Origin of the sequence: Cupriavidus sp. WS (genome assembly GCF_000395345.1) — a bacterium.
Lineage (GTDB): Bacteria > Pseudomonadota > Gammaproteobacteria > Burkholderiales > Burkholderiaceae > Cupriavidus > Cupriavidus basilensis_B.
The window spans coordinates 1-18,598 of the sequence record NZ_AQPL01000114.1 but is presented as its reverse complement, the minus strand read 5'-3'; the positions used below and the strand labels follow the sequence as shown (position 1 = coordinate 18,598).

Annotated in this window: 16 protein-coding genes; 2 read left to right on the top strand and 14 right to left on the bottom strand. The window is 69.2% G+C overall.

Annotation, left to right across the window (positions count from 1 at the left end; all coding sequences use genetic code 11):
* Positions 1 to 38 precede the first annotated feature (38 nt).
* The 3 genes from K206_RS0110905 to K206_RS0110895 form a co-directional block, all read right to left on the bottom strand.
* Positions 39 to 1,196 (bottom strand): acyl-CoA dehydrogenase family protein, encoded by a 1,158-nt coding sequence (locus K206_RS0110905; protein ID WP_020202447.1) that lies wholly within the window; start codon positions 1,194 to 1,196, stop codon positions 39 to 41.
* 155 nt (positions 1,197 to 1,351) lie between these two features.
* Positions 1,352 to 1,768, bottom strand: coding sequence for a lysozyme inhibitor LprI family protein (locus tag K206_RS0110900; RefSeq protein ID WP_029043480.1), 417 nt, complete (start codon positions 1,766 to 1,768; stop codon positions 1,352 to 1,354).
* 151 nt (positions 1,769 to 1,919) lie between these two features.
* Positions 1,920 to 2,240, bottom strand: coding sequence for an H-NS family nucleoid-associated regulatory protein (locus tag K206_RS0110895; RefSeq protein WP_020202445.1), 321 nt, complete (start codon positions 2,238 to 2,240; stop codon positions 1,920 to 1,922).
* Between the two features lie 953 nt (positions 2,241 to 3,193).
* Between K206_RS0110895 and K206_RS0110890 the strand changes: the two genes are divergently transcribed.
* Complete coding sequence (locus K206_RS0110890; protein WP_020202444.1) at positions 3,194 to 4,150, top strand: LysR family transcriptional regulator; 957 nt, start codon at positions 3,194 to 3,196, stop codon at positions 4,148 to 4,150.
* 134 nt (positions 4,151 to 4,284) lie between these two features.
* Positions 4,285 to 4,758: an aminoacyl-tRNA deacylase gene (locus K206_RS0110885; RefSeq protein ID WP_020202443.1), complete on the top strand. Its 474-nt coding sequence runs from the start codon at positions 4,285 to 4,287 to the stop codon at positions 4,756 to 4,758.
* Positions 4,759 to 4,805: 47 nt separating this feature from the next.
* Here K206_RS0110885 and K206_RS0110880 read toward each other — a convergent pair whose 3' ends face one another.
* The 11 genes from K206_RS0110880 to K206_RS0110830 form a co-directional block, all read right to left on the bottom strand.
* Positions 4,806 to 5,759, bottom strand: coding sequence for a tripartite tricarboxylate transporter substrate binding protein (locus tag K206_RS0110880; protein ID WP_020202442.1), 954 nt, complete (start codon positions 5,757 to 5,759; stop codon positions 4,806 to 4,808).
* 352 nt (positions 5,760 to 6,111) lie between these two features.
* Entirely contained in the window at positions 6,112 to 7,611 is a 1,500-nt protein-coding gene (locus tag K206_RS0110875) for an aldehyde dehydrogenase (protein ID WP_029043478.1), read from the bottom strand.
* A gap of 43 nt (positions 7,612 to 7,654) precedes the next feature.
* Positions 7,655 to 8,899, bottom strand: a complete 1,245-nt coding sequence (locus K206_RS0110870; RefSeq protein WP_020202440.1) for a Zn-dependent hydrolase — start codon at positions 8,897 to 8,899, stop codon at positions 7,655 to 7,657.
* A gap of 22 nt (positions 8,900 to 8,921) precedes the next feature.
* Positions 8,922 to 9,995: a histone deacetylase family protein gene (locus K206_RS0110865; RefSeq protein WP_020202439.1), complete on the bottom strand. Its 1,074-nt coding sequence runs from the start codon at positions 9,993 to 9,995 to the stop codon at positions 8,922 to 8,924.
* A gap of 103 nt (positions 9,996 to 10,098) precedes the next feature.
* The gene (locus K206_RS0110860) at positions 10,099 to 11,823 is read right to left on the bottom strand and encodes a thiamine pyrophosphate-binding protein (RefSeq protein ID WP_020202438.1); all 1,725 of its coding nucleotides are present in this window, start codon (positions 11,821 to 11,823) and stop codon (positions 10,099 to 10,101) included.
* Positions 11,820 to 12,107, bottom strand: coding sequence for a cupin domain-containing protein (locus K206_RS0110855; RefSeq protein ID WP_029043477.1), 288 nt, complete (start codon positions 12,105 to 12,107; stop codon positions 11,820 to 11,822). Before K206_RS0110855 ends, K206_RS0110860 begins: the two co-directional genes overlap by 4 nt.
* A 24-nt stretch (positions 12,108 to 12,131) precedes the next feature.
* On the bottom strand, positions 12,132 to 13,598 hold the full coding sequence (locus tag K206_RS0110850) for an NAD-dependent succinate-semialdehyde dehydrogenase (protein WP_020202436.1): 1,467 nt from the start codon (positions 13,596 to 13,598) through the stop codon (positions 12,132 to 12,134).
* A 61-nt stretch (positions 13,599 to 13,659) separates the two neighbouring features.
* Entirely contained in the window at positions 13,660 to 14,922 is a 1,263-nt protein-coding gene (gabT, locus tag K206_RS0110845; protein WP_020202435.1) for a 4-aminobutyrate--2-oxoglutarate transaminase, read from the bottom strand.
* 44 nt (positions 14,923 to 14,966) lie between these two features.
* The gene (locus K206_RS0110840; RefSeq protein WP_020423743.1) at positions 14,967 to 16,631 is read right to left on the bottom strand and encodes a dipeptide ABC transporter ATP-binding protein; all 1,665 of its coding nucleotides are present in this window, start codon (positions 16,629 to 16,631) and stop codon (positions 14,967 to 14,969) included.
* An 8-nt stretch (positions 16,632 to 16,639) separates the two neighbouring features.
* Positions 16,640 to 17,479, bottom strand: coding sequence for an ABC transporter permease (locus K206_RS0110835; RefSeq protein ID WP_020202433.1), 840 nt, complete (start codon positions 17,477 to 17,479; stop codon positions 16,640 to 16,642).
* A complete protein-coding gene (locus K206_RS0110830) occupies positions 17,476 to 18,480 on the bottom strand; it encodes an ABC transporter permease (RefSeq protein WP_020423742.1) in 1,005 nt (334 codons plus the stop codon). Before K206_RS0110830 ends, K206_RS0110835 begins: the two co-directional genes overlap by 4 nt.
* Positions 18,481 to 18,598 lie beyond the last annotated feature (118 nt).

The following is an 18,598-nucleotide window of genomic DNA, read 5'->3' as shown; positions in this document are numbered from 1 at the left end:
GGGCGGGCCATGCCCGCGCCCGCCGCGCGCATGGCGGATCAGTCGCGCAGCAGCTGCTTGGCGATGATCAGTTGCTGGATCTGCGTGGTGCCTTCGTACAGGCGCAGCAGGCGCACGTCGCGGTAGAAGCGCTCGGCCTTGTACTCGGCGATGTAGCCGGCGCCGCCGTGGATCTGCACCGCGCGGTCGGCCACGCGGCCCACCATCTCGGTACAGAACATCTTGGTGCACGAGGCCAGCATGCTGACCTCCGGGTCGCTCTTGCCGGGCGTCTTGGCGTCGTAGCGCTGGGCGCAGTCGCGCACCATCGACAGGCCCGCGTAGAGCTCGGCCTGGCTGTCGGCCAGCATCGCCTGGATCAGCTGGAAATCGCCGATCGGCTGGCCGAACTGCTTGCGCTCCCTGGCGTAGGCCACCGCGTCGGTGATCAGACGGTGCGCCATGCCGCAGGCCAGCGCCGAGATATGCAGGCGGCCGCGGTCGAGCACCTTCATGGCGGTCTTGAAGCCCACGCCCGGCACGCCGCCGATGATGTTGGCGGCCGGCACGCGCACGTTCTCCAGCACCACGTCGCAGGTCTTGGTGCCGCGCTGGCCCATCTTCTTGTCCGGCTTGCCCAGCGAGATGCCCGGGGTGTCGGCCGGCACGATGAACGACGAGATGCCCGAGGCGCCGCCGCCGCCGGTGCGCGCCATCAGCGTGAAGGCGCCCGCGCGCGGCGCGTTGGTGATGAAGCGCTTGGTGCCGTTGATGACGTAGTGGTCGCCGTCGAGCTCGGCCCGGGTCTGCAGCGAGGCCGCGTCGGAGCCGGCGTTGGGCTCGGTCAGCGCGAACGAGATGATGAGCTCGCCGCTGGCGATCCTGGGCAGGTAGGCCTGCTTCTGCGCCTCGGTGCCGTCCATCAGGATGCCCTGCGAGCCGATGCCAACGTTGGTGCCGAACACCGAGCGGAACGCGAAGGCGGTATGGCCGAGGTCATACACCACATCGCATTCCTGCGACATCGACAGGCCGATGCCGCCGTAGTTCTCGGGGATGGAGATGCCGAACAGGCCCATCTCCTTCATGTCGGCGACGATCTCGGCCGGCACGTCGTCGGTTTCCTCGAGCGTGTCTTCGGCCGGCTTCAGGCGTTCGTCGATGAAACGCTGCACCGACGCGCGCAGCAGCGAAAAGGATTCGGCATCCAGGCTCATGGGGGAAATCTCCGGTCAAGGCAAACAACGATGTGGCCAACATGGTACGCCGTCACCGTATTTTGACAATCCCACACATCTTGGACAGACTGGATAGCCAGACTTTACAATCCCGTGGATATGCTTCAGCAGGCATATCCACGAAACCCGGATGGCTAATGCGAGGCGGCCTCGGTCGCGAGGTCGCCCAGTTCCTGCGCGCGGTCCGCGGTCATCTGCATGACGCAGGACGCGGCGCTCAGCCCCGCCAGGGTGCCGCCGTCGGGATCGGCCCGGAAGCCGCAGTTGGCATCGCGGAATTTCAGCCAGGCGCGCTGGGCGTCCAGCAGCGCCGGCTTGCGCGCGGGCGCGATGGCCTGCTGCAGGCGCTTGTAGGCCGCGTTCAGCGCCGTGTCCTGGCGCGCGGTTTCCGCGGCGATGCAGCCGTGCATGCCGGCGGTGGTGGCGTCGGGCCCGTTCATGCAGGCCGTGTACCGCGCCGAGAACGAACGCTCCGAACGCTCCGGACGCTCGCCCGCCTGCGCGCCGAGCGACGCCGCCAGCAGCAACGCCGCGCTCAAGGTTTTTTTCATCGGGAGAACGGGAAGGCGAAGGGGGAGAAACGGAAGAATGGAAGAATGGAAAAACGAGAAAACGGCGCCGGCAACGCCCGCCGCGCGCGGCGAGGCGCGCCGCGGCCGGGTCGATGGCAAAGCCGGGCGGCGCGCGAGCGCCGCCGCGCAATCAGGCTTCGGCGATCAGGAAACGCGCGCGGTTCTTGCCCAGCCATGCCGGGGCGCGGCCGCGGCCGGTCCAGGTGGCGCCGGTCTTGGGATCGCGGTATTTCGGCGGCAGCGTGCTCTTGGGCTTGGCGGCCTTGCCATTGGCGCCGGATGCCGGACGGCCGCGACGGCGCTTGGGCGCGATGTCGTCGACCGTCAGCTCATATTCGGTCATCAGGCCCTGGATCTGGGCAATGACGCCAGCCACTTCGCTGGCGCGCATTTCCGCCAGCTTTGCTTCGAGCGCTTCCTTCTCCGCAATCAGTTGCTTGTATGTCGCCATTTGGATTCTCCTGGGGAGGGTTAATTGAATGATAGGGGGAAAATCGGATGCCGTAGCCTACCACGTTTGATTAATGAAAATATAGCCACGTAAGAACTTGATACAACCGTCCGAATTTCCTTGCCTATTGGCGCTGGCTGCCGCAGCGTGGATTGGTCCGATTGCGTCGATTGCGCGGATTGACAGGATTGGCGCGGATTCGCCACGGCCCAATGCACAGTCCGAAATGCCGGATTCACGTATTAGGCGAGGGGTTATTTCTCATTTCCATCATCGCCTCGATGGTTGCCGCGCCGCGGCATTCAGGCAATCGGCGCGCGCCCGAAAGGTAATCGAAAGCAAAAAAGCCGGCCAATTGCCCGCAACCGCCGCCGCTGGCGGCGTCCGGCGGCGCGCGCCGGCACCCGGCCGGGCCGTTTTGGGATATTGCACACAATTGGCAAAAATGACAGGAATCCCCCCCGAAACCGGCAAAGCCGAAGCTAAGCAGTATCCACTTTCCGGCCGCGGACTATCGCGATCCGCGCGCCCGGCTTCCGAATGCGGATGGCGAAATTGGCGCGGAAAGACGCGCATCGCGGCGCCGGACTTGAATCGCATTGGATTGCCTGCTTTGATTCAAACGCACCCGCCCGCGCAATGCGAATTGGCGCGTCCGCATTGCATGCAGCGGCGGCATCCATTCTTTGCCCGCCGGCGCGCGGCGATGGCGGCGGACAAATCGCAGGTCCGCCGCGGGCCGGATTTGGGACCGGATTCCGGACCGGATTCCGGACCAGATTCGGGACCGGATTCATGCCCCGATTCAATTCGGCGAATACGGAATGCCGCCGCCTGCGCCGCGAGATAAACCCGCGCCTCGCGCCGCGCCGGAGCGCGGCGCGCCAACGCGGCTAAACTCCTGCCACGCCGCCACGCCGGCATGCTTTCACTGCAAGGATTTCAAGCGCCACATGGACCTCAACGCCCTTCGCCTGTTCGTGGACATCGTCGACGCCGGCAACCTGTCGGCCGCCGCGCGCAAGCTCAAGATGACGCGCGCCAACGTGAGCTACCACCTCAAGGCACTGGAAGAAGCGCTCGGCGTGCAGTTGCTGCGCCGGACCACGCGCCACGTCGAGCCCACGCCCGTGGGCGCCGGCCTCTACGAGCACGGCCGCAACATCCTCGGCGAGGTGGCCGCCGCCAACGCGCTCATCAACAGCATGGGCAAGAGCCTGCAGGGCCATGTGCGCCTGTCGGTGCCGACCGGCCTGGGCCACGCGCTGATGTCGCAACTGCTGGTGAAGTTCAAGCACCGCTACCCGGACATCACGCTCGACGTGGTGTTCGACAACCGCATCCACAACCTGGTGTCCGAGGACGTGGAAGTGGCCCTGCGCATCATCTCCACGCCGCCCGACTCGGTGGTCGCCACCGAGATCGGCGTGGTCGAGTGGATCGTGTGCGGCTCGCCCGGCTATCTCGCCGCGCATCCGGCGCCGCGCGAACTGGCCGACCTGCGCGGCCATGCCATCGTGTGCGCCTCGCCGATCGGCCAGAAGCTCAAGGCCTTCGGCACGCGCGGCCACGGCGCCGACGCCGTGCGCGAGCAGGTGGCGCTGGAACCCACGCTCAGTTCGGAGAACTTCGCCTTCCTCAAGGACGGCGTGCTGGGGGACGTCGGCCTGGGCATCTTCCCGCTCTACGCCGTCGCCGACGAGCTGGCGGCGGGCACGCTGGTGGCGCTGCTGCCCGACTACCGCATCAGCGTGTTCGGCAGCCGGCTCTACATGCTGACCATGCCCAACCGCTACCAGACGATGGCCACGCGCTACCTGCTCAATTTCCTCAAGACCGAGCTCCAGGTCCTGTGGCCGGCGCCGCGGCAGGCCGGCACGCAGGCCGATGCAACTCACGGCGAGGACTGAGCCCCGCATGGCGCGGGCGTCACCGCCAACCGTTCCCCACCGATAGCGGCTTTGCATCCGGGCGGCGCCGTCTATAGTAGGAAGCGCAGGGGTCCCCCGGCCCAGACTGCAACGTACAGCGAAGGAGACGCATCATGGCCTTGGCTACCACCCTGGCAAATTGCCTGAACAGCAGGAACAGCCGTTTCGATACCATCCGCCATCCCTACACCCTCAGCAGCATGGCCACTGCCGAGGCAGCGCACGTTCCCGGAGACCGCCTGGCCAAGACCCTGTTGCTGGAAGACGAGATCGGCTACGTGGCCGTGGTGATCCCGTCCACGCATCACCTGAACCTGTCGGCGCTGTGCGCGCAGACCGGGCGCACGCTGATCCTCGCGCAGGAGGACGAGATCCGCGAAGTCTTCAAGGACTGCGACTTCGGCGCCATCCCGCCCGTGGCGATGGCGTACGGCATGCACACCTACCTCGACGACAGCCTGCTGGCCCAGCCCGAAGTGTTCTTCGAGGCCGGCGACCACCAGCAACTGGTGCACATGAGCTGCGAGCAGTTCACCGAACTGATGGCCGGCGCCGAGCACGGCCGCTTTTCCCGCCACATGATGTAGGCCGGCGAATGCAGGCCCGCCGCGCGCGCGGCGAGCCTTTCGCCGCGCTACTGCAGGCTGATCCCCGACTGCTTGACCAGCTTCTCCGTGCGCGGGATCTCGGCGCCCACCATCGCGCTGAAATCCGCCACCGAGCCGCCGCGCGGCTCGGCGCCCGTGGCCGCCAGCTTCTCGCGGAAGCCGGGGTCCTTGAGCAGCTTGTTGATCGACACGTTGAGCTTGTTGACCACGTCCGCCGGCGTGCCCTTGGGCGCGACGATGCCGTACCACGGCGCGATGTCGTAGCCGGGGTAGCCCTGCTCGGCGATGGTCGGGATGTCCGGCGCCATCGGCGAGCGCTTGCTGTTGGACACGCCCAGCGCGCGCAGCTTGCCGGCCTTCACGTAGGGCAGCCCGGTCATGATGGTGTCGAAGTACATCGATACCTGCCCCGACAGCAGCGCGGGAATCGCGTCGCCGGCGCCCTTGTACGGCACGTGCACGATGTCGATGCCGGCCAGCGCCTTGAGCATCTCGCCGGCCATGTGCGAGGTGGTGCCGGCGCCGAACGACGCATAGGTCAGCTTGCCCGGGTTGGCCTTGGCGTAGGCGATCATCTCCGGCAGCGTCTTGAACGGCAGGTCCGGGCTGGACAGCAGGATGTTGGGCGTGTAGGCCACCACCGCGACCTTCTCGAACGCATCGGGATCGTAGCTGAGCTTCTTGTACAGGAAGCGATTGGTCACCATCGAGGCGGGGCCGGACATCAGCAGCGTGTAGCCGTCGCCGGGCGCGCGCGCCGCGGCCTCGCTGCCGATCATGGCCGCCGCGCCGGGGCGGTTCTCCACCACGAAGGTCTGGCCGTATTCCTTGCTCAGGCCGATGCCGATCTGGCGCGTGATCAGGTCGGTGGCGGAGCCGGCCTGGAACGGCACCACGATGCGCACCGGCTGCGTGGGCCAGTCGCGCGTGGTCTGGGCGAACAGCGAAGGCGCGGCGACGCCCAGCAGGATGGCGAGCATCGCCGCGCGTCGTTTCTGGAATGAAGGATTTTGCATGGTGTGGCTTGCCTCTAGGAGATTGGATCGTCCCGGCTCGGGGTGTGAATCAGTCAAGCAATTGCCATGCCATTGAAAAATGGCTTTTTTCTAATTTCCAATACCGTTTACAGAGCAATATGCACCCTGTTGGATGATCGGTTCCGTTTCATGCACTGCGATGGAATTTCCGCTCTGCCTCGAGGGATTGAAGACGGAAAACGCAGGACCGTACCGCACGGCGGGCAACGAGAACGCCCCGGTCACGCGATACGGCCCTGCCATTTTCCGTAAATCAGGCTGAATGAATTCAGCGAATTTCTTTAAATCAATCCCGTCATCCCAGATGCATCCAGGTGGTCTTCAGGTCCGTGTATTTGTCGAGCGCGTGCAATGACTTGTCGCGCCCGTTGCCGGATTGCTTGACGCCGCCGAACGGCACCGTGACGTCGCCGTCCATGTAGCAGTTGACCCACACCAGGCCCGCGCGCAGCCGGCGCGAGACGCGATGCGCGCGCGACAGGTTCGCGGTCCACAGCCCGGAGCCGAGGCCATACGGCGAATCGTTGGCCATGCGCACGGCTTCGTCCTCGGTGTCGAACACGGTCACGGCCAGCACCGGGCCGAAGATCTCCTCGCGCACGATCGACAGCGACTGCGACGGGCACTCGAAGATGGTCGGCTCGAGGAAATAGCCGCCGCTCTCGCCGCGCACGCGCTGCCCGCCCAGGCGCAGGCGCGCGCCTTCGCGCCGGCCCGCGTCGACGAACGACAGCACGCGGTCGAGCTGGCGCGCGTCGACGATGGCGCCCATCGCCGAGGCCGGGTCGAGCGGGTCGCCGGGCTGCATGCGCGCCGCGGCCGCTTCCAGCCGCGCCATGAACGCATCGTAGATGCCGCGCTGCACGTACAGCCGCGAGCCGGCGATGCAGATCTCGCCCTGGTTGTTGAAGATGCCCACGGCGGCGGCCTGCGCGGCGCGGTCCAGGTCCGGGCAGTCGTCGAACACGATGTGCGGCGACTTGCCGCCGCACTCCAGCCACACGCGCTTGAGGTTGGACTGGCCCGCGTATTCCATGAAGCGCTTGCCGGTGGCAGTGGAGCCGGTGAAGGCGATGCAGTCCACGTCCGGGTGGCGGCCCAGCGCCTGGCCCGCTTCCGCGCCCAGGCCCGGCACCACGTTGAGCACGCCGGCGGGAATGCCGGCCTGCCCGGCCAGCTCGGCCAGGCGCAGCGCGGTCAGCGGCGACTGCTCGGCCGGCTTGAGGATGACGCTGTTGCCGGCGGCCAGCGCCGGCGCCACCTTCCAGCTCGCCATCAGCAGCGGGTAGTTCCACGGCACCACCGCCGCCACCACGCCGAGCGGCTCGCGCGTGATGGTGGCCAGCGTGTTGCCGTCGGTCGGCGCGATCTCGTCGTAGAGCTTGTCGATGGCCTCGGCGTACCACGCATAGGTGCGCGCGGCCTCGGGGATGTCGTACAGCAGCGCGTCGCCGATGGGCTTGCCCATGTCGAGCGTTTCCAGCAGCGCCAGTTCCTCGCGCTGCGCCTCGATCAGCGCGGCCAGCCGCAGCAGCGCGGCCTTGCGCTCGCGGCGCGGCATCTGCGACCACACGCCGGACTCGAAGGCCGCGCGCGCGGCGGCCACGGCGCGGTCCACGTCGGCGCCGCCGCACGCGGCGACGTGCGCCAGCAGCGCGCCGGTGGCCGGGTTGCGGGTCTCGAAGGTGGCGCCGCCGGCGGCATCGGTCCAGGCGCCGCCGATGTAGGCCTGGGTGCGCATCGGCACCGTGGCGGCGCGCTGGCGCCAGTAGGCGAGGTCGTGCAATTCACTCATCATGTTTCCGCGGTTGAAGTGGAACGAAGGCGCATGGCGGCGCTTACGCGCCGGCCTGCGCCACCATCGCGCCTAGCAGCACGTTGGCGCCGGCTTCCAGGTGCTCGGGCCGGGCGTCCTCCACCTCGTTGTGGCTGATGCCGTCCTTGCACGGCACGAAGATCATGGCGGTGGGCGCCACCGTGGCGATGTACACCGCGTCGTGCCCGGCGCCGGTGACGATGTCCTGGTGCGTGTAGCCCAGCGCCGCGGCCTGGCCGCGCACGTGGCCCACCAGCTCGGGCGCGAACGGCGTGGGCGGGAAATACTGCACGTCCTCGATCTTCACGCCGAGCGGCGCGCCGGTGGTCTCGCCGCGCGCCAGCGCCGCGCAGGCCGCGCGCAGGCGCGCGTCCATCTCGGCCAGGCGGTCGGCGTCCTGGTGGCGCAGGTCCACGGTGAACTTCACTTCGCCGGGAATCACGTTGCGCGAGGCCGGATGCACCGTCATCACGCCCACCGTGCCGCGCCCGTGCGGCGCGAAGTCATGGGCGATGCGCACCACTTCCTGCACGATGAACGAGGCGCCGTACAGCGCGTCGCGCCGCAGCGGCATCGGCGTGGGGCCGGCATGCGCCTCCATGCCGGTCACGGTCAGGTCGTACCAGCGCAGGCCCAGCGAGCCCGTCACCACGCCGATCACGTTGTCGGCGTCTTCCAGCACCGGGCCCTGCTCGATGTGCGCCTCGAAATACGCGCCGATCCTGCGCCCGCCCACTTCGGCGTCGCCGGCATAGCCGATCGCGCGCAGCTCGTCGGCCACGCGCTTGCCCTCGTTGTCGGTGGCGTCCAGCGCGGTCTGCAGCGGGAAGATGCCGGCGAACACGCCCGAGCCCATCATCACCGGCACGAAGCGCGTGCCTTCCTCGTTGGTCCAGATCGCCAGCTCGAGCGGCGCCTCGGTCCGCACGCCGTGGTCGTTGAGCGTGCGCATCACCTCCAGCCCGGCCAGCACGCCGAAGCAGCCGTCGAACTTGCCGCCGGTGGGCTGGGTGTCGATATGGCTGCCGGTCATCACCGGCGGCAGGCTGTCGTCGCGCCCGGCGCGGCGGCCGAAGATATTGCCCACGCGGTCCACCGTCACGGTCAGGCCGGCGTCGCGCATCCAGCCGGCCACGAGGTCGCGGCCCTGCCCGTCGAGCGCGGTCAGCGCCAGGCGCGCGTTGCCGCCGCGCGGCGTGGCGCCGATGCGGGCCAGGTCCATCAGCGACTGCCACAGGCGCTCGCCGTCGATCTTCAGTGCGGTCATGTCGGGTCTCCTTGTTCTCGGTTCAGGCCATTGCCGGGACGAGGCCGGACAGGAAGGCATCGAGCGCCGGGCCGATCGCCTCGACCTCGTAGCCGCCTTCCTGCACCACCACCGTGGGCACGCCCAGCGCGTTGATGCGCTCGCCGATGCCGCGGTAGGCGTCCAGCCCCACGCGCAGCACGCTGATGGGGTCGTGGACATAGGTATCGAAGCCCAGCGCCAGCACCAGCGCCTGCGGGCGGTAGTCGCGCAGCGCGTCGAGCGCGTTGTCGAGCGCGGCCAGGAAGCCGTCGTCCTCGGTGCCGTGCGCGAGCGGGAAATTCAGGTTGTAGCCGTAGCCCGCGCCGTAGCCGCGCTCGTTGGCGTAGCCGGTGTAGAACGGGTAATAGCCGCTCGGGTCGGCGTGCAGCGAGATCGTCATCACGTCGGAGCGCTGGTAGAAGATCTGCTGGGTGCCGTCGCCGTGATGGGCGTCCACGTCCAGCACCGCCACCTTGCCGAAGCGCTTGAGCAGCGTCTCCGCGGCGATGGCCGAGTTGTTGACGTAGCAGAAGCCCACCGCGCGGTCGCTGTGCGCATGGTGGCCGGACGGGCGCGACAGCGAATACGCGATGCCCTGGCGGTGCTGCTGCTCGCACACGTACTGCGCGGCGGCCACCGCGCTGTGCGCCGAGCGCAGGATGGCGCGCCAGCTCTGCGGCCCGAGCGGCGCGCTCAGGTCGCCGAGGTAGTAGCCGGCCTGCGCGATGATGGAATCGGTTGGGCACGGCGCGCGGCGCGGCTGGTCCACGCGGCCGTTGTAGTACGGCGAAAGGTTCGGCAGCACCTCGATGCCGGGCTCGAAGCCGGGCCGCGCCAGCGCCATCCAGCGCTCGTAGGCGTAGCCGAGGAAATCGAGATAGGCCGGGCTGTGCACGGCTTCCAGCGGCGCGCGGCCGAAATCGGCCGGCTCGGCCAGCGCGATGCCGCGCCCGGCCAGCGCGCGCTGCAGCGCATGGGCGCGCGCCGGCACGTCGGTCGGTTCGCACAGGCGGCCCGCGCGCATGAACTGGCGGGGCTGGTGCAGCAGTTGGTCATCCGAGAAGAAGGCGCGCATGATGTTGGGTTCGTGGTGAAGCGTGGTGAAACCTGGTGAAACGCGTTGGCTGCCGGTTCGCGCCCCTCTCCCACGACGCGGGAGAAGGGCGCGACACCAGGCGCTAGGCGGCCGCCCGCTGCCGCGCGAACGCCGCTTCGCGGATCTCCGTCAGCGTCACGCCCGGGGCGATGCCGTCGGCGTCGTAGCGCAGCTCCAGCAGCGCCGGCAGCTTTTCCCGGTCGGCGAAGGCCCGCGCGCGCGCGAACGCGGGGCCGAACGCGGCGTCGTTGTCCACCACCTCGCCGTAGCCGCGATAGGCGCGGATCAGCTCGGTGAACTCGGGGTTGTCGAAGCCCAGCGCGATCGTGCGGCCCGGGAACTCGCGCTCCTGGTGCGAGCGGATGGTGCCCCAGATGCCGTTGTTGAACACCAGGATCACGATGCCGAGCCGGTACTGCATGGCCACGCCGAGTTCCTGCAGGTTCATCTGGAAGCAGCCGTCGCCGGCATAGCAGACCACCGTGCGCTCGGGGTTCTCCAGCTTGGCGGAGATCGCCGCCGGCAGGCCGTAGCCCATCGAGCCGACCGTCGGCGCCAGGCTGGTGCCCACGCCCTTGAAGCGGTAGTACGCATGCGGGAACAGCGCGTAGTTGCCGGCGCCCACGGTAAGGCAGGCGTCTTCGGGCAGCACGTCGCGCACGTGGCAGGCGGCGCGGTTCAGGTTGAGGCTGCCGGGCGCGGCCTTGGGCTCCTGCGCGGCCAGCAGTTCCTGGCGCGCGGCGCGGGTGCGCGCGGCCCAGGCCGGCTCGCGCGCGGGCGACAGGCCGTCGAGCGCGGCGGCGAACGCGTTCACGTCCGCCACCACCGGCAGCGCGGGCTGGAACACGCGGCCCAGCTCGTTGGCGTCCGGGTACACGTGCACCAGCTTCTGGCGCGGCAGCGGGCTTTCCACCAGCGTGTAGCCTTCGGTGGTGGCCTCGCCCATGCGCGTGCCCACGGCGATCAGCAGGTCGGCCTCGCGGATGCGCTCGCGCAGCGCCTCGCCCATGCCCCAGCCAACGTGGCCGACATAGTTCGGGTGATGGTTGTCGAAGCACTCGAGCCGGCGCCAGGCCACGCCCACCGGCAGCGCGAAGCGCTCGGCGAACGCTTCGAGCCGGCGCTGCGCGGACGCGCTCCAGCCCGAGCCGCCCACCAGCATGAACGGGCGCTCGGCGCGCTCGAGCAGGCCGGCCAGCGCGCCCAGCGCCTCGGGCGTGGGCGCGCCGTGCGCGCGCTGGTAGCGCGGCATGTCGGCCACCACCGCCTTGCCCCACAGCGTGTCCTCGGGCAGCGCCAGCACCACCGGGCCGGGCCGGCCGCTGGTGGCCACCGCGAACGCGCGCGCGATGAACTCGGGAATGCGCTCGGTGCGGTCGATCTGCGCCACCCACTTGGCCATCTGGCCGAACATGCGGCGGTAGTCGATCTCCTGGAACGCCTCGCGCTCGCTGAAGTCGTTGCCGACCTGGCCGACGAACAGGATCATCGGCGTGGAGTCCTGGTGCGCCGTGTGCACGGCGATGCTGGCATTGGTGGCGCCGGGCCCGCGCGTGACGAAGCAGATGCCGGGCTCGCCGGTGAGCTTGCCGTAGGCTTCCGCCATGTAGCCGGCGCCGCTTTCCTGCCGGCACACGATCGGCTGGATCGCGTCCTGGTGGTCGTACAGCGCGTCGATGCAGGGCAGGTAGCTTTCGCCCGGCACCAGGAACACGCGCCTGACGCCCTGGATGCGCAGTTGTTCCACCAGGATCTGGCCGCCGTTGCGCTCGCGCGGCGCGGCGGCCCGGGTTGAAGATACGCTCATCGCTTGATCTCGATTTCCACGAACACGCACTCGCCTTCGTGCGCGTTGATGACGTTGTGCTCCACGCCCGCCGCGCGGTAGTAGGCGCGGCCCGCCACGAGCTGGCTGACCACCTCGCCGGCCGGCGTCTCCAGCCGCAGCGCGCCGGTGGTCATCGGCACCACCACGTAGTCGTAGCCGTGGCGGTGATGGCCGGTCTCGGCGCCCGGCGCGAAGCGCCACTCGGTGACGGCCACGCGGTCGTTGTCGATCTGCACGGTGGGAACGGCTTGGGGTCTGCTCATGCGCTTCTCCTGAAGGTGTGCCGGTCAGCGATCCACGCCGCCCATGCACAGGTACTTGGTTTCCAGGTATTCCTCGATGCCGTAGCTGGAGCCTTCGCGGCCCAGGCCCGACTGCTTGACGCCGCCGAACGGCGCCACCTCGTTGGAAATCAGCCCGGTGTTGATGCCGACCATGCCGTACTCCAGCGCCTCGGCCACGCGCCACACGCGGCCGATGTCGCGGCTGTAGAAGTAGGAGGCCAGGCCGAACTCGGTGTCGTTGGCCATGTCGATGACTTCCTGGTCGCTGCCGAAGCGGAACAGCGGCGCGAGCGGGCCGAAGGTTTCTTCCCGGGCCACCAGCATGGCCGGCGTCACGCCCGCCAGCACGGTCGGCTCGAAGAAGGTGCCGCCGAGGCGGTGGCGCTTGCCGCCCGAGAGCACGCGCGCGCCCTTGCCCACGGCGTCGGCGATATGCTGCTCGACCTTGGCCACCGCGTCCTGGTTGATCAGCGGACCCTGCAGCACGCCGGGCTCGAGGCCGTGGCCGACCTTGAGCTTTTCCACCGCGGCCACCAGCTTCTGCGCGAAGGCGTCGTACACCTTGTCGTGCACGTAGAGGCGGTTGGCGCAGACGCAGGTCTGGCCGGCGTTGCGGTACTTGGAGGCCATCGCGCCTTCCACGGCGGCGTCGAGGTCGGCGTCGTCGAACACGATGAACGGCGCGTTGCCGCCGAGCTCCAGCGACAGCTTCTTGATGGTCGGCGCCGACTGGCGCATCAGGATGCGGCCCACTTCGGTGGAGCCGGTGAAGCTGAGCTTGCGCACCACGGGGCTGCCGGTGAGCTCGCCGCCGATCTCGATCGAGCTGGCGGCGTCGCCCGTCACCACGCTGAGCAGGCCGGCGGGCAGCCCGGCGCGCTCGGCCAGCAGGGCCAGCGCGAGCGCGGACAGCGGCGTGTCCTCGGCCGGCTTGAGCACCATCGCGCAGCCGGCGGCCAGCGCGGGGCCGGCCTTGCGCGTGATCATAGCCAGCGGGAAGTTCCACGGCGTGATGGCCGCGCACACGCCGACCGGCTCCTTGACCACCAGCAGGCGCTTGTCGGCCGCGGGCGTGGCCAGCACGTCGCCGTTCACGCGCTTGGCTTCCTCGGCGAACCATTCGAGGAAAGAGGCGGCATAGAGCGCCTCGCCGCGCGCCTCGGCCAGCGGCTTGCCCTGCTCGCTGGTCATCAGCACGGCGAGGTCGTCGGCGTTGGCGATCATCAGGTCGTACCAGGCGCGCATGACCTGGGCGCGCTCGCGCGCGGTCTTGCGGCGCCACGCGGCCTGCGCCACGCGCGCGGCCTCGATGGCGCGGCGCGTCTCGGCCGCGCCCATCAGCGGCACCGTGCCGATCAGCGCGCCGTCGGCCGGGTTGGTGACGGCGAAGGTGGCGCCGTTGTCGGCGTCCTGCCACTGGCCGCCGACGAAAGCCTGCGCGCGCAGGAGGCTGGAATCCTTGAGTTGCATGATGTTCTGTCTCGTTATGTTGGTGTGGATGTGCCGGAGCGTGCGCGGATGCGGCCCGGTGTCAGCGCGTGAGCACGTCGGCCAGGATGTCCAGGCCTTCGTCCATCACCGCGTCCTGGATGGTGAGCGGGAACAGGAAGCGGATCACGTTGCCGTACACGCCGCACGACAGCAGCAGCAGGCCCTGCTCGAGCGCGCGGTTCTGCACCTCGCGCGTGAACTCGGGGTCGGGCGAGCCGTCGGCGCGGCGGAATTCCACCGCCACCATCGCGCCCAGGCCGCGCACTTCCGCGATCTGCGGCACGCGCGACTTCAGGCTTTCCAGCCGCGCCACCAGGCGCTGGCCGAGCGCGGCGCCGCGCGGAATCAGCTGCTCGCCGTCGAGCACGTCGAGCACGGCCAGCGCGGAGGCCACCGCCAGCGGGTTGCCGGCATAGGTGCCGCCCAGGCCGCCGGGCGCGGGCGCGTCCATGACCTCGGCGCGGCCGCACACGGCCGACAGCGGCATGCCGCCGGCCAGGCTCTTGGCCATCGTGGTCAGGTCCGGCGCCACCTCGTAGTGCTCCATCGCGAACAGGCGGCCGGTGCGGCCGAAGCCGGTCTGCACCTCGTCGGCGATCAGCAGGATGCCGTGCTCGTCGCAGACCGCGCGCAGCGCCTTGACGAAGGCCGGCGGCGCCACGTTGAAGCCGCCTTCGCCCTGCACCGGCTCGAAGATGATGGCGGCCACGCGCTTGGGATCGACGTCGGCCTTGAACAGGTGCTGCAGCGCCTTGAGCGAGTCGTCCACCGACACGCCGTGCAGCGCGCACGGGTACGGCGCGTGGAACACCTCGCCCGGGAACGGCCCGAAGCCGACCTTGTACGGCACCACCTTGCCGGTCAGCGCCATGCCCATCATGGTGCGGCCGTGGAAGCCGCCCGAGAACGCGATCACGCCGGGACGGCCGGTGGCGGCGCGGGCGATCTTGATGGCGTTCTCCACGGCTTCGGCGCCGGTGGTGAAGAAGGCGGTCTTCTTGGCCGAGCGGCCCGGCGCGCGCTGGTTGATCTTCTCGGCCAGTTCGACGTAGCTGGCATACGGCACGATCTGGTACGCGGTGTGGGTGAAGCGGCCGAGCTGGCGCTGGATCGCCTCGACCAGGCGCGGGTGGCGGTGGCCGGTGTTGAGCACGGCGATGCCGGCGGCGAAGTCGATGTAGCGCTTGCCCTCCACGTCCCAGATCTCCGAGTTCTCGGCGCGCTCGGCGTAGAAATTGCACATCACGCCCACGCCACGCGGGGTGGCGGCGTCCTTGCGGCGAACCAGTTCGGCGTTCTTCATCTGTCGTTGCTCCGTCTTTGATGTCAGGTTGGTGCGCGCCGCGTTCAGGCGGCCGCGCGGATCAGGGTCGGGTCCCATTCCTTGCCGGGGACCGCGGCGATCAGGCGCTGCGTGTATTCGTGGCGCGGCGCGTCGAAGATCTGGTCGGGCGGGCCGGACTCCACCACGCGCCCCTTGTGCATCACGATCACGTGATGGCAGATCTGCGCGGCCACGCGCAGGTCATGCGTGATGAAGATCAGGCCGATGTTCAGGCGCTTCTGCAGCTCGGCCAGCAGCTCGAGCACCTGCGCCTGCACCGAGACGTCGAGCGCGGAGACCGATTCGTCGGCCACCAGCAGCTTGGGCTCCAGCGCGAGCGCGCGCGCGATGCCGATGCGCTGGCGCTGGCCGCCCGAGAACTGGTTGGGATAGCGGTCGAACGCGGACGGCTCCAGCCCCACCAGTTGCAGCAGCTCGCGCCCGCGCGCCTGCGCCTGCGCCAGCGGCACGCCGTTGGCGACCGGGCCGTCGGTGATGATGCGGCCCACCGTGTGGCGCGGGTTGAGAGAGGCGAACGGGTCCTGGAAGATCATCTGCACGTCGCTGCGCAGCGGGCGGAACTGCCGCTCGGACAGGCGCGCGATGTCCTGGCCGTCGAACAGCAGCTCGCCGCCGTCGATGCCGGTCAGCTTGAGCAGGCACTTGCCGATGGTGGACTTGCCCGAGCCGGACTCGCCCACGATGCCGAGCGTCTGCCCGCGCTGCACGCGGAAGCTCACGCCGTCCACGGCGTTGACCACGCGCTTCTTGCTGAACAGGCCGCCGCCGGAGACGTAGGTCTTGCGCAGGTCGCGCACTTCCAGCACGGTCTCGGCCGCGTCCGCCTGGCGCTCCTTGGCGCGCCCGTGCGGCACGGCGCTGATGAGCCGGCGCGTGTAGGGATGCTGCGGATGGTTGAGCACCTGCTGCGCCGTGCCCATCTCCACCAGCACGCCCTTTTCCATCACCGCCACGCGGTCGGCGATCTCCGCCACCACGCCGAAGTCGTGCGTGACGAACATCACGCCCATGCCCTTCTCGGCCTGGATGCGCTTGATCAGCGCCAGGATCTGCGCCTGCGTGGTGACGTCGAGCGCGGTGGTCGGCTCGTCGGCGATCAGCAGCGCGGGCTCGAGCGCCAGCGCCATCGCGATCACCACGCGCTGGCGCTGGCCGCCGGACAGGCGGAACGGGTAGCTGTGGGTCAGCGTGGCGGGGTCGGGCAGGCCGACGAATTCCAGCAGTTCCAGCACGCGGCGGTTGCGCGCCTCGCCCGGATAGGCGCCGTGCACGCGCATCACCTCGGCGATCTGCTCGCCCACGGTCATCACCGGGTTGAGCGCGGACAGCGGCTCCTGGAACACCATCGCCATGTCCTTGCCACGCATCGACAGCAGGGTGTTCTCGTCCTGCGCCAGCAGGTCGCGGCCCTTGAACAGGATCTGCCCGCCCTGCGGCTTGAGGTAGGGCGGCAGCAGGCCCATGATGGCGTTGGCGCTCATCGACTTGCCCGAGCCGGACTCGCCGACGATGCACAGGATCTCGCCGGCGTGCAGGTCGTAGGTCACGCCGCTGACCGCGTGCGGGCGGTCGCCGCCGGCGGGCAGCGCGATGGTGAGGTCGCGCACGGACAGCAGCGGCGCGGCTGCCGGCGCGGGATTCTGGTCAGGTGATTGCATGTGCGGCATCCTTTGGCTCACTCGCCACGGCGGCGCAGTTGGGGGTTCATGGCGTCGTTCAGGCCTTCGCCGATCAGGTTGATGGACAGCACCGTGAGCAGGATCGCCACGCCCGGCCACACGCTCATCCACCAGGCTTCGCGGATCATGGTGCGGGCCGCGCCGATCATGAAGCCCCAGCTCATCATGTTGCGGTCGCCCAGGCCCAGGAAGGACAGCGCCGACTCGGTCAGGATCGCCGTGGCCACCATGAACGAGGCCGACACGATGATCGGCGACATGGCGTTGGGCAGGATCTGCGTGAGGATGATGCGCAGCGGCTTCTGCCCGATCACCACCGCGGCCTGCACGAACTCGCGCTGCTTGAGCGTGAGGAACTCGCCGCGCACCAGGCGCGCCACCGGCGGCCAGGAGACCACCGAGATGGCCGCCACGATGGAGTAGATGGTCGGGTTGAAGATGGCCACGATCACCACCGCCATCGCCAGTTGCGGGATGGTCTGGAAGAACTCGGTGAAGCGCATCAGCGCGTCATCCACGCGGCCGCCGCAGTAGCCGGCCACCGAGCCGATCAGGATGCCGAACACCAGCGCCACGCCGGTGGAGATCACGCCCACCAGCAGCGAGACGCGCGCGCCGTACAGCATGCCGGCGGTGATGTCGCGGCCCAGCATGTCGGTGCCGAACGGATAGGCGGCGTCGGCGAACGGGTGCACCAGCGGCTCGCCCACCATCAGCCACGGCGAGTCCTCGTACAGCACGGGCGCGAGCAGCGCCACCGCCACCACGGCCAGCAGCACCAGCAGGCCGATCACCGCGCCGTAGTTGCGCGCATAACGTCGGGCGAAGGCTTTCATGCCGTGGCTCCCTTGCCGCCCACCGCGATGCGGGGGTCGATGAAGCGGTAGACGATGTCCGTCACCAGGTTGAAGAACACCACCAGCGCCGAGGTCACGAAGAAGATGCCGAGCAGCAGCTGGTAGTCGCGCTGCAGCAGCGCGTCGAACATCAGGCGGCCGATGCCGGGCCACGAGAACACGGTCTCGGTCAGCACCGCGCCGCCGGCCATCTGGCCGAGCTGGATACCGGCGAACGTGATCACCGGCAGCAGCGCGTTGCGCAGCACGTGCACGCGGATCACGCGCCCGGCCGGCACGCCCTTGGCACGCGCGGTCTTGACGAAGTCCATGCCCATCACTTCCAGCATCGAGGCGCGCGTGAGGCGCACGTACACCGCCATGAAGAAGCAGCCCAGCGAGATGGTCGGCAGCACCATGTGCAGCGCCACGTCCTGCACGCGCGCCAGGCCCGTGTAGCCGGCGCCAATGGTCTCCATGCCGAACGCGGGCAGCCAGCCCAGCACCACCGAGAACAGGATGATGGCCATCAGCGACAGCCAGAACAGCGGCGTGGCGTACAGCAGCAGCGCGCCGCTCATCACCGCGCTGTCGACCCAGCGGCGCTTGTTCTCGTAGCGCGTGCGCGCCGAGATCACGCCCAGCAGTACGCCGAGCACGAGCGAGAACACGAACGCGCCGCTCATCAGCACGATGGTGGCCGGCAGGCGGTCCAGGATCAGGTCCAGCACCGGCAGGTGGTTGCGGTACGAGTAGCCGAGGTCGAGCCTGGCCACGCCCTTGAGATAGATGCCGAGCTGCGTGAGCACCGGCTGGTCCAGCCCGAACTGCTGGCGCAGCTGGCCGACGAAGGCGGCATCGCCGGCGCCGGCCTCGCCCGCCATGACGGTGGCGGGGTCGCCCGGCGCCATGCGGATCAGGAAGAAATTGATGATGACCACGCCGAGCACGACCACGAGGGCCTTCCACAGGCGGGACAACAGGAAAGAGAGGAAATTCACGGCATGCTCCACGCGGGGCAAAAGCTGGGTCCGGGCGCCATCGCGCCCGCATTGCTGCGCCGCCCCGCACGCGCGGGAGCGGCCCGGTGCGCGCGCGGGTTCCGCAGCGGAACCCGCG

Coding starts and splice junctions, on each gene's coding strand:
- K206_RS0110905 (WP_020202447.1), bottom strand. CDS start 1,196: ATGAGCCTGGATGCCGAATCCTTTTCGCTGCTGCGCGCGTCGGTGCAG.
- K206_RS0110900 (WP_029043480.1), bottom strand. CDS start 1,768: ATGAAAAAAACCTTGAGCGCGGCGTTGCTGCTGGCGGCGTCGCTCGGC.
- K206_RS0110895 (WP_020202445.1), bottom strand. CDS start 2,240: ATGGCGACATACAAGCAACTGATTGCGGAGAAGGAAGCGCTCGAAGCA.
- K206_RS0110890 (WP_020202444.1), top strand. CDS start 3,194: ATGGACCTCAACGCCCTTCGCCTGTTCGTGGACATCGTCGACGCCGGC.
- K206_RS0110885 (WP_020202443.1), top strand. CDS start 4,285: ATGGCCTTGGCTACCACCCTGGCAAATTGCCTGAACAGCAGGAACAGC.
- K206_RS0110880 (WP_020202442.1), bottom strand. CDS start 5,759: ATGCTCGCCATCCTGCTGGGCGTCGCCGCGCCTTCGCTGTTCGCCCAG.
- K206_RS0110875 (WP_029043478.1), bottom strand. CDS start 7,611: ATGAGTGAATTGCACGACCTCGCCTACTGGCGCCAGCGCGCCGCCACG.
- K206_RS0110870 (WP_020202440.1), bottom strand. CDS start 8,899: ATGACCGCACTGAAGATCGACGGCGAGCGCCTGTGGCAGTCGCTGATG.
- K206_RS0110865 (WP_020202439.1), bottom strand. CDS start 9,995: ATGCGCGCCTTCTTCTCGGATGACCAACTGCTGCACCAGCCCCGCCAG.
- K206_RS0110860 (WP_020202438.1), bottom strand. CDS start 11,823: ATGAGCGTATCTTCAACCCGGGCCGCCGCGCCGCGCGAGCGCAACGGC.
- K206_RS0110855 (WP_029043477.1), bottom strand. CDS start 12,107: ATGAGCAGACCCCAAGCCGTTCCCACCGTGCAGATCGACAACGACCGC.
- K206_RS0110850 (WP_020202436.1), bottom strand. CDS start 13,598: ATGCAACTCAAGGATTCCAGCCTCCTGCGCGCGCAGGCTTTCGTCGGC.
- gabT (WP_020202435.1), bottom strand. CDS start 14,922: ATGAAGAACGCCGAACTGGTTCGCCGCAAGGACGCCGCCACCCCGCGT.
- K206_RS0110840 (WP_020423743.1), bottom strand. CDS start 16,631: ATGCCGCACATGCAATCACCTGACCAGAATCCCGCGCCGGCAGCCGCG.
- K206_RS0110835 (WP_020202433.1), bottom strand. CDS start 17,479: ATGAAAGCCTTCGCCCGACGTTATGCGCGCAACTACGGCGCGGTGATC.